The sequence below is a fragment of the Vibrio sp. ZF 223 genome, from assembly GCF_003050585.1.
Taxonomy (GTDB): Bacteria; Pseudomonadota; Gammaproteobacteria; order Enterobacterales; family Vibrionaceae; genus Vibrio; species Vibrio crassostreae.
Genome location: NZ_PIGB01000002.1, coordinates 168,599 through 183,931, shown reverse-complemented (window position 1 = coordinate 183,931; position 15,333 = coordinate 168,599). Strand labels below are relative to the sequence as shown.

General features: G+C 44.1%; 15 protein-coding genes. 12 read left to right on the top strand and 3 right to left on the bottom strand.

Translation table 11 applies throughout. From position 1 onward, the window contains the following. Nucleotides 1-69 precede the first annotated feature (69 nt). Nucleotides 70-435 (bottom strand): hypothetical protein, encoded by a 366-nt coding sequence (locus CWO13_RS05565; RefSeq protein WP_241902320.1) that lies wholly within the window; start codon nt 433-435, stop codon nt 70-72. A 145-nt stretch (nt 436-580) separates the two neighbouring features. Continuing rightward, a complete protein-coding gene (locus tag CWO13_RS05560; RefSeq protein ID WP_240699189.1) occupies nt 581-1,348 on the bottom strand; it encodes a winged helix-turn-helix domain-containing protein in 768 nt (255 codons plus the stop codon). A gap of 874 nt (nt 1,349-2,222) precedes the next feature. Here CWO13_RS05560 and rsxA point away from each other — a divergent pair. The 9 genes from rsxA to CWO13_RS05515 all read left to right on the top strand — a co-directional run bounded on the left by rsxA (nt 2,223) and on the right by CWO13_RS05515 (nt 10,335). Further along, on the top strand, nt 2,223-2,801 hold the full coding sequence (gene rsxA, locus CWO13_RS05555) for an electron transport complex subunit RsxA (protein ID WP_004734039.1): 579 nt from the start codon (nt 2,223-2,225) through the stop codon (nt 2,799-2,801). Nucleotides 2,802-2,803: 2 nt separating this feature from the next. Beyond that, a complete protein-coding gene (gene rsxB / locus CWO13_RS05550) occupies nt 2,804-3,397 on the top strand; it encodes an electron transport complex subunit RsxB (protein WP_017103577.1) in 594 nt (197 codons plus the stop codon). Nucleotides 3,398-3,404: 7 nt separating this feature from the next. Beyond that, nucleotides 3,405-5,975, top strand: coding sequence for an electron transport complex subunit RsxC (gene rsxC / locus CWO13_RS05545; RefSeq protein WP_102431662.1), 2,571 nt, complete (start codon nt 3,405-3,407; stop codon nt 5,973-5,975). Then, the gene (gene rsxD, locus CWO13_RS05540; RefSeq protein WP_048662061.1) at nt 5,975-7,021 is read left to right on the top strand and encodes an electron transport complex subunit RsxD; all 1,047 of its coding nucleotides are present in this window, start codon (nt 5,975-5,977) and stop codon (nt 7,019-7,021) included. The genes rsxC and rsxD overlap by 1 nt, the downstream gene beginning before the upstream one ends. A gap of 12 nt (nt 7,022-7,033) precedes the next feature. Then, nucleotides 7,034-7,663, top strand: coding sequence for an electron transport complex subunit RsxG (gene rsxG / locus CWO13_RS05535; protein WP_048662060.1), 630 nt, complete (start codon nt 7,034-7,036; stop codon nt 7,661-7,663). Then, nucleotides 7,663-8,355, top strand: a complete 693-nt coding sequence (locus CWO13_RS05530; protein ID WP_012603531.1) for an electron transport complex subunit E — start codon at nt 7,663-7,665, stop codon at nt 8,353-8,355. The genes rsxG and CWO13_RS05530 overlap by 1 nt, the downstream gene beginning before the upstream one ends. A 164-nt stretch (nt 8,356-8,519) precedes the next feature. Next, entirely contained in the window at nt 8,520-9,155 is a 636-nt protein-coding gene (gene nth, locus CWO13_RS05525; protein WP_010437137.1) for an endonuclease III, read from the top strand. A 127-nt stretch (nt 9,156-9,282) separates the two neighbouring features. Beyond that, nucleotides 9,283-9,699, top strand: coding sequence for a lactoylglutathione lyase (gene gloA, locus CWO13_RS05520; protein ID WP_004734046.1), 417 nt, complete (start codon nt 9,283-9,285; stop codon nt 9,697-9,699). A 201-nt stretch (nt 9,700-9,900) separates the two neighbouring features. Next, nucleotides 9,901-10,335, top strand: coding sequence for a DUF2753 domain-containing protein (locus CWO13_RS05515; protein ID WP_004734047.1), 435 nt, complete (start codon nt 9,901-9,903; stop codon nt 10,333-10,335). Between the two features lie 95 nt (nt 10,336-10,430). On the opposite strand, the gene motY is transcribed toward CWO13_RS05515, so the two are convergent. After that, nucleotides 10,431-11,312, bottom strand: a complete 882-nt coding sequence (gene motY / locus CWO13_RS05510) for a flagellar protein MotY (protein WP_004734048.1) — start codon at nt 11,310-11,312, stop codon at nt 10,431-10,433. A gap of 188 nt (nt 11,313-11,500) precedes the next feature. Between motY and rnt the strand changes: the two genes are divergently transcribed. From rnt to CWO13_RS05495, 3 genes are all read left to right on the top strand, one after another. Beyond that, on the top strand, nt 11,501-12,145 hold the full coding sequence (gene rnt, locus CWO13_RS05505) for a ribonuclease T (RefSeq protein WP_017061178.1): 645 nt from the start codon (nt 11,501-11,503) through the stop codon (nt 12,143-12,145). A gap of 65 nt (nt 12,146-12,210) precedes the next feature. After that, a complete protein-coding gene (locus tag CWO13_RS05500; protein WP_048659751.1) occupies nt 12,211-13,536 on the top strand; it encodes a Na+/H+ antiporter family protein in 1,326 nt (441 codons plus the stop codon). A 412-nt stretch (nt 13,537-13,948) separates the two neighbouring features. After that, complete coding sequence (locus tag CWO13_RS05495; protein WP_240699570.1) at nt 13,949-15,292, top strand: response regulator; 1,344 nt, start codon at nt 13,949-13,951, stop codon at nt 15,290-15,292. Nucleotides 15,293-15,333 lie beyond the last annotated feature (41 nt).

Genomic DNA, 15,333 nt, shown 5'->3' with positions numbered 1-15,333 from the left:
CCTCCCATAATGACACAATTGATAATAATGAAATAGACCTAAAAAAAATATCAAACCATAGTTAAAATATTAATAGTCATCATAAAAACCTTCAATTGGTAAATCCTCAACTTTTACAGCAACCATTTTCTTTACAGGACTATTTGAAATGATAAGCATATATTGGTTCGGCAACTCTTCAACAACTTGAACCGATTTAAAAAACGATAGCTTTTTTCGCGCTTCAATATATTTATCATAAACGAGCATGTCGTCATCATGTTCAAAATCAATGTCTCCATGATCAACGCGTTCTTCACGCAAGCTTACATTAAATAGCCCATTACTCTTGCGAATAAATTTTCCTTTTGTGTAAATATCTAAGGTGTTATTGAGTCCAGCTTCTTTTATAATCGTAACCGCCTCAAAATTTTCATCACTGATCACGACGTCCATGTGCTCCGTGGCCATATAGTCACCATCTATTGTCATATAAAGGGTCGTAGAGTTGACCAAAACATTATTTTTCGAACGTAGACTATATGCAATGGAAACCAGCATTAAACAAAGACAACACAGAAGAAAGTAAACACTTTTATTTTTAGTGAACATAGCGACTAAGCTCCGCTTTAACCATACCAACCAGATCATCCGTTGATTGAGGAGATTCAAACAAAACCACTAAATTGACAGGCGGTGCCAGTGGCTTGAGTATTACAATAGATAAACTTTCTTGAGAATGAGCAAGGATCAATCGGCTTAACCTACCTTGTTTAACTTCTTGAGAAACCAAAAGCTTAACGCCTTTTGCAACCAATTTGGCCTCTTCTTCATTATCACAATAGACAGTTAAAGCTTCGCTAGAAAACATTTTAGTCAGTGGAAGCCAGCTCGTTAACTTAGGGGCTTTTGCAGTGAACACCAACGGAAACAATGCCGCAATCGCTATGAATAAGCAGCCTAGAACAATATAGATTTGATTACGTCCGAATGTGAATCGTGTGTTTTTTTCGGAACTCTCTTCAAAGCTCTCAGTCTTACAACTTGGGTCTCCAGCTAATAAGTTGTCTTGGTTATCTGATTTATCATCATCGTCTTCTAGCCACAACACCGCCTCACTTTCGAGTTTATAACCAACCTTAGCGACCGTTTTTAGATACTTTTGTTGCTTCCCATTATCCTCAAGCAAAGTACGTATCGCGCTGATCGATTGTGTCAGTGAGCCTTCAGAGACATGTTTTCCTGGCCAAGCTCTTTTCAACAAATCTTCTTTAGTATTAATTTTTCCAGCGTTTTCACACAACATTAGAATCACAAGATGATCGTGATAGCCGATGCGCTTTTCTTCATTTTTGAGTAAATCAGTCACTAACGGGTGGTCTAAGTGGATTAACCAATCATTTACTTTGTACATAAATTAGCCTTGAAAAATGAATAACCATAATATTTATACAAATATATTTTCCATGGATAAATATTGGGGTTATTTAAAATAATTTTTATATGTCACTTGATTCATTCAACCATTTACCACTAACCGAACGTTAACAGGATTAATTAAATGGTTATTTAAAAAGGCAAAATAAGTAACTTTTTTGTAAACGCAACTATATATAAAAAAAACACCGTCATGAAACAAAAAAAACTAAAATACAGATATTTAAAAATTGACAACTAATTCATAAAAAAATAACAGATAATTACATTGGATTATTAAGAAATATTTAAACTTAGTTCAAAAATTGACTAATAATGACAAGAAATGTCTTTTAATTTTTTTTCTTACTTATAAGCACATCCGGTTATCTACGTTCACTAAAGGTTTCACTTACAACAAATTAATGTTTACAGATTAAGTTTTTGCGCACGTTAGGCTCATTTTAGGCTGACTATATTGGCTATCACCACCATCTCTATCGTGAAACCGATTTCTTAAAAGCTGATGCGTATAAGTCCTAAATCAAAGTAAAACTCCTAGCTTTAAACAAGAAAGATTGACAACATACTCGTTAAAATTGTTAATTTCATGCTCAAGAAAACCATACCCAACAGCCGTTGTACTTCCATGCCGCGAGCGTTTGTCGTAGGTTTTAGCCCAACCGATTTGTTGCGATTACATCTGCTATCCTCTTATTAAGCGTATAAATTTCCATCAGACATACAAAACCACACCGTTCACTGGTTGTTATTAGGTGAGCAAAGCAGGATAATATCGGGATCGGAATCTCAAGAATTAATCCATTATGACCGAATACCTTTTGTTGTTGGTTGGCACAGTGCTGGTCAATAACTTTGTGCTAGTGAAGTTTTTAGGGCTATGTCCTTTCATGGGAGTCTCCAAGAAACTGGAGACTGCGATTGGCATGGGCCTCGCGACGACTTTCGTTCTGACGTTAGCGTCGGTCTCTGCATACCTAGTAGAAACCTACATCCTTACCCCTCTGGGTATTGAATACCTGCGTACCATGAGCTTCATCTTGGTTATCGCGGTGGTTGTTCAATTTACGGAAATGGTGGTTCACAAAACCAGCCCGACTCTTTATCGCCTATTGGGTATCTTCCTACCTCTTATCACTACCAACTGCGCGGTGTTAGGTGTGGCACTTTTGAACATCAATGAAAACCACAACTTCATTCAGTCGATCATCTATGGTTTCGGCGCAGCGGTGGGTTTCTCTCTTGTTCTGATCCTGTTTGCTGCGATGCGTGAGCGTATTGCGGTTGCTGATGTTCCAATGCCATTCAAAGGTGCTTCGATTGCGATGATCACAGCAGGCCTAATGTCTCTGGCATTTATGGGCTTTACTGGGTTGGTGAAATAAGCATGAGTACCATTTTAATTGCGATCATTGCGCTAGCCGTTTTAGCCGCTATTTTTGGCGCTATTTTAGGCTTTGCTTCTATCCGTTTTAAAGTAGAAGCCGATCCTATCGTTGATCAAATCGATACCATTTTACCGCAAACTCAATGTGGCCAATGTGGCTACCCAGGTTGTCGCCCATACGCAGAGGCGATCGCTAACGGAGACAAGATCAACAAATGTCCTCCTGGCGGCCAAGCAACCATTGAGAAGCTAGCAGACTTAATGGGCGTAGAAGTTGAAGATTCCGCTCACGACTTAGATAACAAAGTAAAAACTGTTGCTTTCATTCATGAAGACATGTGTATCGGTTGTACTAAGTGTATTCAAGCTTGCCCTGTCGACGCTATTGTTGGCGGTACCAAGGCTCTGCACACAGTAATCAAAGACGAATGTACAGGTTGTGACTTATGTGTCGCACCGTGCCCTACTGACTGTATCGAAATGATTCCAGTGGCAACAACGACTGAAAATTGGAAATGGCAGATGAACATCATTCCTGTTACTGACATCACTAACCAAGCGACTGATGCGACTGCGTCAGAGCCTAAGGCATAGGGTTAGTATGATCTCTTTAATTGAACAAATTCGCACGGGCTCTATTTGGAACTTTCCGGGCGGCGTGCACCCTGCTGAAAACAAGAAACAGTCCAATACCACTGACATCGTTCATGCCAGACTTCCCGAGGAAATCGTTCTTCCTGTAAAACAACACATCGGTAAGCCAGGTAACTTATTGGTTGCTGCGGGTGACACCGTGCTAAAAGGCCAACAACTTACTGCCTTAGATACTGGTTTTACGTTACCTGTACACGCACCAACGTCAGGTGTGATTACCGCTATCGAACCAAGAACTACCGCTCACCCTTCAGGCTTGAGCGAAATGTGCGTAGTTATTAAACCTGATGGCTTAGACACTTGGATTGAAAAAAATCCAGTTGAAGATTTCTCGACAAAGACTTCTGACGAACTGCTTGATGTGATTCGCCAAGCCGGTATTTCAGGCATGGGCGGCGCAGGCTTCCCTACGGCTAAGAAGCTTCAATCAGGCCTTGGTCGTACCGACATTTTGATCGTCAACGCTGCGGAATGTGAACCTTACATCACCTCTGATGACAAGTTGCTTCAAGAACATGCCGACGAAGTATTAAAAGGCATCGAAGTCGTTGAACACATCCTTCAGCCAAAGCTGACGGTTATCGGTATTGAAGACAACAAGCCAAACGCGATAAAAGCGCTTGAGATTGCAGCGAAAGACAAAGATATCGTCATTCGTGTTATCCCAACTAAGTATCCTTCTGGTGGTGAGAAACAGCTGATCAAGATCCTCACCAACAAAGAGGTTCCGGCTGGCGGCATTCCTGCAGACATTGGTGTTTTGGTTCAAAACGTCGGCTCGCTTTACTCAATTAAGAGAGCGGTAATCGACGGTGAACCAGTGGTCAACCGCGTGGTGACTTTAACCGGTAAAACCTTTAAGCAACCTCGTAACGTGTGGGCACTATTAGGTACACCAGTACACGAGTTACTAGAAGAGTTTGGCTACAAAGCGGATAAAAAACTGCCACGTTTGATTTTGGGCGGCCCGATGATGGGCTTTACCTTGCCGCATGCCAATGTGCCAATCACTAAAACGTCGAACTGTATTTTAGCGCCAACGCGTCGTGAGATCTCACCAAGCACTTACGAGATGGAATGTATTCGTTGCAGCGCGTGTGCTGAAGCTTGTCCTGCGTCTCTACTTCCTCAACAACTGCAATGGCATGCCAAAGCCAACGAGTTGGATAAGTGTGAAGAGCTGAATATTAAAGACTGTATTGAATGTGGTGCTTGTGCGTTTGTCTGCCCAAGTGAAATCCCTCTTGTTCAGTACTATCGCCAAGCGAAAGCCGAAATCAAAACTCGAAAAGATGAAGCCGCTGCTGCAGAGCGCGCCAAGATTCGTTTCGAAGAGAAAAACGCTCGTATGGAGCGTGACAAAGCAGAACGTGAAAACCGCTTCAAGAAAGCTGCTGACAACCGTCGTAAAGATATGAAGTCTGCGGATGGGGATGATGCGATTGCAGCTGCAATTGCTCGCGTTAAAGCGCAAAAAGCTGCGGCAGACCAAGCTCCTAATACGGAATCCGCAGTGAAACCTGCGGTAGCCGCTGCAATTGCGAAGGCAAAAGCGAAACAAGCTGCGGCTCAGAAAGCGGATAGCACTGAACCTGACAATTCTGAAATGTCAAAACTGCGCGAAGAGCGTAAACGACAAGCTAGAGAACGCAAAGCACAACAAGCTTCAGCTGAGACTCAAGCCGAAAACTCTGGTGATGGCAAGAAAGATGCCGTTGCTGCGGCCATTGCTCGTGCTAAAGCCAAGAAAGCACAACAAGCGGAATCTGCTGCTGACGCTCCGGTTGAAAGCTCTGGCGATGCCAAGAAAGATGCGGTCGCTGCCGCTATTGCGCGCGCCAAGGCGAAGAAAGCTCAACAAGCTGAATCGGCTGTTGACGCTCCAGCTGAAAGCTCTGGCGATGCTAAGAAAGACGCAGTTGCTGCGGCCATTGCTCGTGCTAAAGCCAGGAAAGCTCAACAAGCGGAGTCAGCTTCTGATGCTCCGGCTGAAAGTACTGGCGATGCCAAGAAAGATGCAGTTGCTGCCACTATCGCTCGCGCTAAAGCGAAGAAAGCGCAACAAGCTGAAGCCGTTACTCAAACAGAAAGTGAAACTCCGGTTGAAAGCTCTGGCGACGCTAAGAAAGACGCCGTTGCTGCAGCTATCGCTCGTGCCAAAGCGAAGAAGGCGCAGCAAGCGAAACAGGCTGAGACAGTAGAAACTCCTAAGCCAGTACTCGAAGTGGTAGCTGAAACTCAACCAGAAGCTGTCGATCCTAAGAAAGCTGCTGTTGCTGCCGCTATCGCACGCGCTAAAGCGAAGAAAGCACAGCAAGCTAAGCAGGTCGAAGCTCAAGAAGTCGCTCCCGAACCTGTGGCTGAACCTTTAGTTGAAAAAGAGACTGTGGTTGAAGCTGAGGCTCAATCAGAACCCGCCGACCCTAAGAAAGCAGCCATTGCTGCCGCAATTGCTCGTGCTAAAGCAAGAAAAGCGCAGCAAGAGCAAGATAAAAAGAACAATGAGGAGAAAGAGTAGTGGCCTTCTTTATCGCCAGCTCACCGCACGCACACAATCGTAGAAGCACCCCAGATCTCATGAAATGGGTGGCTATTTGTGCATTGCCAGGTCTACTAGCTCAAACCTACTTCTTTGGATGGGGTACGCTCATCCAGTTAGTATTTGCTATCGCACTTGCTGTTACCTTTGAAGCAGCCGTAATGCTGTTGAGAAAACGTCCACCAGTAATGGCGCTACGTGATTACAGTGCTGTTGTTACTGCTTGGCTACTCAGTGTCGCTATTCCTCCACACTCACCGTGGTGGGTTCTAGTGATAGGTATGTTCTTCGCAATTATCATCGCTAAGCACCTATATGGCGGCCTTGGGCAAAATCCATTTAACCCAGCGATGGTCGCTTACGTTGTTTTGTTGATCTCATTCCCTGTTCAAATGACCAGTTGGAATGCACCGACCAGTTTAACAGCTGAAGCAACAAGTTTTGTTGACTCATTTTTGATGATCTTTACAGGCTTCAACAATGAGGGGCTGTCTCTACAGCAAGCTCGTTTAGGTATAGATGGCACCACAATGGCGACGCCGCTTGATGCATTTAAAACCGCATTAACGGCAGGCAACACCGCTTCTGAAGCTCTGTCTCAACCGCAATTCAGCTGGCTAGCTGGCGTGGGTTGGGAGTGGGTGAACCTTGCCTACCTAATTGGTGGCTTGGTACTTATTAAGCAACGCGTGATTCAATGGCATATTCCTGTGGCTTTCATCGGCAGCCTTGCTCTGTTTAGCCTAGTGTTCTTAATCTTAACTCCAGGTGAAACTGCTTCTCCAACCATTCATCTATTGTCTGGTGCGACTATGCTAGGCGCATTTTTCATTGCGACCGACCCAGTTTCAGCATCAACAACAGTGAAAGGTCGCTTAGTGTTTGGCGCTCTGATCGGCGGTTTGGTATTTATCATCCGCAGTTGGGGTGGTTTCCCTGATGGCGTGGCGTTTGCTGTCTTGTTAGCCAACATGTGTGTTCCACTGATTGACTACTACACCAAACCTCGTACATACGGTCACTAAGGAGCGGATGCCATGCTAAATGCAATTAAGAAAAACGGCCTTGTACTCGCGATTTTTGCGTGTGCATCGACAGGTTTAGTGGCGGTAACCCACTACCTAACAAAAGATCAGATCAAACAGCAAGAACAGGCTCAGTTACTGTCTGTTCTTAACCAAGTGATCCCGCACGATCTTCACGACAACGAACTGTTTTCGTCTTGTACTTTAGTACAAGCAGAAGAGCTTGGTACTGAGCAAGCGATGCCAGCTTACATCGCTAAACTTAACGGTGAGCCAAGCGCGATTGCGATCGAAGCGATTGCACCAGACGGCTACAATGGCGCGATTAAAGTCATTGTTGGAATGAAGATCGACGGTACTATTTTAGGTACTCGTGTGCTTTCTCACCAAGAAACTCCAGGTTTGGGTGATAAGATTGATTTGCGTGTAAGTGATTGGATTCTTTCGTTTGCAGGCAAACAAGTAACAGATTCTAATCTTGACCGTTGGAAGGTTCGTAAAGACGGTGGTGACTTTGACCAGTTTACTGGCGCGACCATTACTCCTAGAGCGGTCGTGAAATCTGTCAAACAAGCGGTTCAGTACGTTAACCAAAACAACCAAGCATTGCTTGCTCAACCTCTAAATTGTGGTGGTGAATAATGAGTGACCATAAAACACTGATCAAAAATGGCATGTGGGCCAATAACCCCGCCCTAGTGCAACTTCTTGGGTTATGTCCACTGCTGGCTGTATCGTCAACAGTCACTAACGCGCTTGGGCTCGGCATTGCTACCTTACTTGTACTGGTAGGCTCAAACGTTTCTGTTTCTTTGGTTCGTAACCATGTACCAAAAGAAGTACGTATCCCAGTATTCGTAATGATCATTGCATCGCTAGTAACGTGTGTTCAACTACTGATGAACGCATACGCCTATGGGCTTTACCTATCTTTGGGTATATTTATCCCGCTGATCGTAACCAACTGTATAATCATCGGTCGTGCAGAGGCCTTCGCTTCAAAAAATGAAGTGCTACCAGCGGCTCAAGATGGTTTTTGGATGGGTCTAGGCATGACATCAGTATTGGTCGTGTTAGGTGCGATGCGTGAAATTATTGGTAACGGGACCCTATTTGATGGCGCAGACCTGCTGCTTGGTGACTGGGCTTCTGTGTTACGAATCCAGATATTCCAATTTGATAACAGCTTCTTGTTAGCCCTGCTTCCACCGGGTGCCTTTATTGGTGTTGGTTTCTTAATTGCTTTGAAAAACATCATCGATAACCAAGCAAAATCTAGACAACCAAAACAAGAGAAACCAGTCATTGAACGCGCTCGCGTTACCAATGCCTAATAAGTTAAATTAGCTTAAACCCCGCTGAGCTAGCTCAATCACTCAGCGGGGAAAATCAGATCTAAACATTATATATAATAATGACGCTCATAAGAGCGCGTAACCGATGATAAAGAAGAAGCAATCCAAGCTTCATGCCCTAACTATTTGAAAGTAATGTCGCTATGAACAATGTAAAACGAGTAGAAATACTTGAGCGTTTAAGAGAAAACAACCCAAAACCAGAAACCGAGCTTAACTGGAACAGCCCTTTCGAGTTGCTGATCGCTGTGCTGTTATCTGCGCAAGCAACCGATGTCAGCGTCAACAAAGCCACGGATAAGCTTTACCCTGTGGCTAATACTCCACAAGCAATTTTCGACTTAGGTGTTGATGGCTTAAAAGAGTACATCAAAACTATCGGCTTATTTAACTCAAAAGCAGAAAACACTATCAAAACGTGTCGTATGCTGCTTGACCTACATAATGGTGAAGTACCGGAAGATCGCGCTGCATTAGAAGCCCTTCCAGGCGTTGGTCGTAAAACAGCAAACGTAGTATTGAACACAGCCTTTGGTTGGCCAACCATTGCCGTTGATACACACATCTATCGTGTATCAAACCGCACTAAGCTAGCGATGGGTAAAACCGTCGACGATGTCGAAGCAAAACTACTTAAAGTTATCCCAAAAGAATTCAAACTGGATGTCCACCATTGGCTCATTCTTCATGGACGTTACACCTGTGTCGCACGTAAACCACGCTGTGGCAGCTGTATCATTGAAGATCTCTGTGAGTTCAAAGAGAAAACGGACGTCTAGGCTCATAAGCTGTTAGCCCTAAGCGAAAGAAGCTAACAAGCCTATTGGCCAAAAAAGCACCGCGTTTATCCTGCGGCATAAAACAGAATTACAAAAACGTATACATAATTAAAGCTAGGAGCAAATCATGTCAAACGGTCGTATTTTACACACCATGCTACGCGTTGGTGATCTAGACAAGTCTATCGAGTTCTACACCAATGTAATGGGCATGCAGCTATTACGTAAGAACGAAAACAAAGAGTACGAATACACACTGGCTTTCGTTGGCTTTGGTGACGAATCTCAAGGTGCTGTGATTGAGCTGACTTACAACTGGGGCACGACTGAATATGACCTTGGCTCAGCTTTTGGTCACGTTGCTATCGGTGTTGATGACATCTACACAACGTGTGATGCGATTAAAGCAGCAGGCGGTAATGTGACACGTGAAGCTGGCCCGGTTAAAGGCGGCTCTACTCACATCGCATTCGTTAAAGATCCTGACGGTTACATGATTGAGCTTATTCAGAACAAACAAGCAAGTGCCGGTCTAGAAGGTTAATTCCTCAACCTCTTTGCGAATTTGGGCTTGAACGCCTGATGAAATGAAAAAAAGAAGTGAGCACTGTGCTCGCTTCTTTTTTATGTTTCCACGCACGAACAATACCCTTCACCAATTATTATTAACAATCTCACCAATGAAACTTTACATGATAATGATTATCATTTAAATTAAACACCTATTGATTAGTGAGGTAACACAATGATTAGCGAATGGGAAAAACACACGTTACTTGCCGATACTGCATTGCAGCTCGACGATCCTGTACGAAGTATTCTCCACTATCAGCAAGCATTGAACTTGAGCGAAGAAATCACTGAGCGTACCGATATTCAGGCTGACGAACGCCTACTGATCTCTGTGATCTCTTGCCACAATCTCGCGCAATTCTGGCGATGGGCTGGTGATACCGAATACGAGCTCAAGTATCTTCAATTGGCTTCAGAAAAAGTGCTGACACTGATCCCGCAGTGCCCAAACACTCAATGTTCCAGCTTTATCGATTCTATTGGTTGCTGTAAGAAAGCGCTGATCGATTTCATGAAACGCCATCCCAATCCTAAAATTGCTTCTATGGTAGAAAAGATCGATACCGCGACCAACTGTGAAATGATCGCTCGTTTCCGCTTGAACTAAACGAGTTGCGTTTAGACAATGGCTCCAAATTTTAAAGACAAAAAAGCCCGTCATTACGACGGGCTATCTGATTTCAAAACAAGCAATTATTCTGCTTAAACCTGCGTACGACCTAAAGAGATAACAACGCGTCGGTTCTTGTCTTTACCAATTGGCGAATTGTTGTCTGCAATCGGGCGACGTTTACCATAGCCCTGAACTTGGATACGATCTTCTGGCAAGCCTAAAGATTTGAAGTACTCTCTTAACGATTCCGCTCTGCGCTCTGAAAGGTTTTGGCTAATACCTTTGCTGTCGACAGAATCGGTGTACGTTGCCACCAGCACAAGATCGATGTCTTGGTTATAGCGAACGTAATCGGCGATCTGGCTCAGCCTTTTGCGCGACGACTTGTTCAGCTGATCACTGTTACGGTCATAGTGCAAAATAGTGAAAGAGATATCTTCAAAGCTGTAAGGCAGCAGGTTAGCAACACAGTCACTGAACACATTGTATTTTTCTTGGAATAACACCGATGACAGCGACACTTCGATTCGCTGGTCGCGGCTCTGCCACTCTTGGTAACTGAATGTCGGGTAGCGCCCTTTCTCCAACTCACTCAAGATTCCCCACGCCGTTTGACCGCCAACGTAGCCATCAAATTGTTGGAAGAACTTAATGGTTGTCATGCGATCAGCACTTTCACCCGGACGCCAAGGTGGCGGCATCGAAATCAAGCTGACATTACGCGTAGCACCCATCGGGCGACGCATTTTAAGCTCAAAGTCCAAAATGATTTTTTTACTCGCGCGAGATGAGAACTCAGCATCACCAAAATTTGGGATAGGGTGAACCAAGCGGCATTCGAGTGGCGTGTTGGCCACCATCTCCCACGTTGACTGTTGAGGAGATGCTCCGTAACGCTTTTCTTGTGCCATTACTGGTGACGACATAAGTAGCGAAAATAGCATTGAACCTGTTATGAGTTGTTTCTTCATAAAGTGGAGTATCTCTTAAGCAATTCGTTTAACAATGCAGCCAATTGCCGCATTTTTCTCTCACGTTTAAATATGCAATTATCAAGCCGCAATGGATTAGGTAATTTATGATTTATTGCCCTTCCCTAGTTTTTATCACTGCTATTATCTGCAATAATGCAGCCTTAATCACACTTATTTGGGCTAACATGACTGTAGAAAACGAAGCTCTGACCCTAAAAAAACGCTTTCGTGGCTATTTTCCAGTGGTCATCGACGTGGAAACCGCAGGGTTTAACGCTGAAACCGATGCATTATTAGAAATCTGTGCCATTACGTTAAAAATGGATGAGAACGGAGATCTGCACCCTGCATCAACGCTTCATTTTCACATTGAGCCTTTTGAAGGCGCAAATATAGAGCAGGCAGCATTAGACTTTAACGGAATTAAAGACCCATTTAGCCCATTACGTGGTGCTGTGTCGGAACAAGAAGCCCTTAAAGAAATCTACAAGCTAGTGAGAAAAGAACAAAAAGCTTCAGATTGCAGTCGCGCAATCATGGTTGCTCACAACGCTACATTCGATTTGAACTTCGTTAATGCGGCAAGTGAGCGCTGTAAGCTTAAACGCGTCCCTTTCCATCCATTTGCTACTTTTGACACTGCAGCTCTTAGTGGTCTTGCCTACGGTCAAACCGTTTTGGCTAAAGCTTGCCGCACTGCAGGGATGGAATTTGACAACAAAGAAGCACACTCTGCTTTGTATGATACGCAAAAAACCACAGAGTTATTTTGCGGCATTGTAAACAAATGGAAAGCCCTTGGTGGTTGGCCTCTTGTTGACGAAGAATAAAAAATAGAGTCGGTAAACGTTCACTCGTATTGCCTTCATAAAAAACACAACATCCCGAGAATAATATGAATCCTGTTGTAATTTCAGTTTGCATCATGCTTGTTTTAGCTTTGATGCGCGTAAACGTAGTCGTTGCTCTCACGTTCAGCGCAATTATCGGTGGCGTAGCCTCTGGTATGGGCTTGAACGACGCAGTCGCGGCTTTCGAAAGTGGATTAGGTGGCGGTGCAACTATCGCACTTAGCTACGCTATGCTTGGTACATTCGCTGTTGCTATCTCACGTTCTGGTATCACAGATCTCCTTGCTCAAAGTGTTATCAAACGCATTCACGGTAAAGAGAACAGTGCAGCATCGACTGGTCTTAAATACGGCATCCTTGCGTCGTTGATCTTAGTGACCATGTCTTCACAAAACGTGATTCCTGTACATATCGCCTTCATCCCAATCTTAATCCCACCTCTACTAGGCGTATTCGCAAAAATGAACCTAGACCGTCGTCTAGTTGCGTGTGTGCTTACTTTTGGTCTGATTACGCCTTACATGGTGTTACCGATTGGTTTTGGCGGCATCTTCCTAAACAACATCCTGCTTAAAAACCTTCACGACAATGGTCTTGAAAACGTTGTAGCGAGCCAAGTACCTATGGCAATGTTGTTACCAGCAGCAGGCATGATCTTCGGCCTTCTTACCGCAGTATTCTTTACTTACCGTAAGCCTCGCCAATACAAAGAAACCTCTCACACTGTTGTTTCAACAGAAGTGAAAGAGATCAACAAGAAGCACATCCTAGTTGCAGCGGCTGGTATCGTAGCAGCGCTAACAGTTCAACTGTCGACGGGTTCTATGATCATCGGTGCTCTAGCGGGCTTCATGGTATTTACCTTCGGTGGCGTCATTGCTTGGAAAGAGACACAAGATGTTTTCACCAAGGGCGTTCATATGATGGCAATGATCGGTTTCATCATGATTGCAGCGGCAGGTTTCGCGGCAGTTATGAAGCAAACGGGTGGCGTTGAATCTCTGGTTGAAGCTCTTTCAACTAGCATCGGTGACAATAAACCACTAGCAGCGCTACTTATGCTAGTGGTTGGTCTACTGGTAACAATGGGCATTGGTTCTTCGTTCTCTACGATTCCAATCCTTGCAACTATCTACGTTCCACTAGCAGCAGCATTTGGTTTCTCACCAATGGCAACGATCGCTCTAGTAGGTACAGCAGCAGCACTTGGTGATGCAGGTTCTCCGGCTTCTGACTCAACATTAGGTCCAACGTCTGGTCTAAATGCTGATGGTCAACATGAGCACGTATGGGAAACCGTAGTACCGACGTTCTTGCACTACAACATCCCACTGATCGTATTCGGTTGGATTGCAGCTATGGTTCTGTAGTTAAAGAGTCCTACGCTATCTTTTATAAAGACCGCCTCGTGCGGTCTTTTTTGTATCTGGATTCTTACCTATATTTTCAAACACGCTAACCTTCTGAACCAACGTCACTTTCTATACATTACCCCGTGCGCATTCATATGCAACTTATGGCTATTCATTGAAATCACTTCTACACTTAAGTGGTTAATAAATAAGCCGCTAATTCATAGAGAATACCAATCACAGTAAGTAAATGATCAGAAATAGCGCAGGAAAAAGGTCCGAGAACAAGGCAGATTTTTTGGTAAGTAGTTATTCTACAATCAAAAATTCTAACGCAGTTATCGAGCGTTTTAACCAGCTAGGATGATTAGTTGTTTACTACGATTGGGGTAATAAAGTGGCAAGACTCAATACGTCAGAAGGCTACTATATGGATATACTCGCCCGTTCGCGCTATCTCATCATTGATGACAGCAGTGTGATTCAAAGTGCAACACGCGCACTGCTTATCAAGTTAGGCGTACCAAATAACAATGTAATTAGTGCTTCCAATGCACAAAATGCGATTGGGGCTTGCCGCACACATCGGTTCGATATCTTATTGATTGACCACGATTTAGGCTCAGGAAGTAATGGCTTACAACTGCTTGAGTTTTTGCAGCAAAAAGAATTGATCAAGCCACAAACGATTGTCTTTATCGTCACTGGTAATGACAGCCAAGATACCTTCTTTGGTTATGCTAACTTCGAGCCTGATGGTTACTTGATTAAACCAATACGTGCCGATGACATAATAAAAAGAGTTACGTCGGCACTCTCTCGACAACAATACTTTTCAACATTAGAGCAGGCCTATCTCAAGAACGGACTCAACGCGGTAAAGCCACTCTTTGGACAAGCCCCTGACTCGTCGACATTGAAAGATGCCATCATCTATATGGCGAACATTCTGATAAAAAACCAACACCTCGATGAAGCACAAGCCATGTTGAATGGACTGCTGCAGCTTCATGATTACCAGCCTGCAAAGATCAAGCTCGTTGAAATCCATATCGCCAAACAGCATTATCACGACGCCCTCAGTCAAATAGATGGCTTGATTGAAGACAACCCTCGCAATATCAAGCTACAACAGCTTAAGGTTAAGATCTGCTTAAATACCAGTGACTTCGAGTCAGCTAACACTCTCATTGAGCAAGTGCTCACCGTCAATGGCAGCAACATCGAACTGACCAACACCATGGTTTGGCTTCAATTGCTCGATAACAATGTCGAACAAGCGACTCTGTACCTCAAATCGCTAGCCCAACTAGTCCCGCATTCGATTTGGGACTCAGCAGGTAAGCGAGCACTTATCTTGTGGGTAGACAGTTTAACCCTCTCTCAAAAAGAGTTAGTAAACTGGAAGCCAGAAGCCGCTTGGCAAAGGCTCTCTCACTCCGAAAAATCGAATGCGCTTAGTAAACCACTATTGAAGCTTTGCCGTACCTTGCAGCTCATTCAACTTGATCAGCAAGAGGTTGCGAAAGAGCGTATTGAGAGCATTTCAATGAATGAGTTCTCAGACAATGATGTCGAAGCCTTCTTCTTGTTGGCATTGTGTTATCAAGCCTTGGGTCGACAAGACAAGATCGATCAAGTAAAGCGCCAAATTGAGATCCACCTAAAAGCAGACCACACCAGCCTCGCCCTTTTGCAGCGTATGGCATTACAGCGAGCAGACAATTTTGCATTACCCACACTAACCAAAAAGCCTTTGGCCGCCGTTAGTTGAGCACACCGTCAAACCCAAATGAATACGTAAACGACAGGATG

Coding starts and splice junctions, on each gene's coding strand:
- nth (WP_010437137.1), top strand. CDS start 8,520: ATGAACAATGTAAAACGAGTAGAAATACTTGAGCGTTTAAGAGAAAAC.
- CWO13_RS05515 (WP_004734047.1), top strand. CDS start 9,901: ATGATTAGCGAATGGGAAAAACACACGTTACTTGCCGATACTGCATTG.
- CWO13_RS05565 (WP_241902320.1), bottom strand. CDS start 435: ATGGACGTCGTGATCAGTGATGAAAATTTTGAGGCGGTTACGATTATA.
- rsxG (WP_048662060.1), top strand. CDS start 7,034: ATGCTAAATGCAATTAAGAAAAACGGCCTTGTACTCGCGATTTTTGCG.
- gloA (WP_004734046.1), top strand. CDS start 9,283: ATGTCAAACGGTCGTATTTTACACACCATGCTACGCGTTGGTGATCTA.
- rsxB (WP_017103577.1), top strand. CDS start 2,804: ATGAGTACCATTTTAATTGCGATCATTGCGCTAGCCGTTTTAGCCGCT.
- rsxA (WP_004734039.1), top strand. CDS start 2,223: ATGACCGAATACCTTTTGTTGTTGGTTGGCACAGTGCTGGTCAATAAC.
- CWO13_RS05500 (WP_048659751.1), top strand. CDS start 12,211: ATGAATCCTGTTGTAATTTCAGTTTGCATCATGCTTGTTTTAGCTTTG.
- motY (WP_004734048.1), bottom strand. CDS start 11,312: ATGAAGAAACAACTCATAACAGGTTCAATGCTATTTTCGCTACTTATG.
- CWO13_RS05495 (WP_240699570.1), top strand. CDS start 13,949: ATGGATATACTCGCCCGTTCGCGCTATCTCATCATTGATGACAGCAGT.
- CWO13_RS05530 (WP_012603531.1), top strand. CDS start 7,663: ATGAGTGACCATAAAACACTGATCAAAAATGGCATGTGGGCCAATAAC.
- rnt (WP_017061178.1), top strand. CDS start 11,501: ATGACTGTAGAAAACGAAGCTCTGACCCTAAAAAAACGCTTTCGTGGC.
- rsxC (WP_102431662.1), top strand. CDS start 3,405: ATGATCTCTTTAATTGAACAAATTCGCACGGGCTCTATTTGGAACTTT.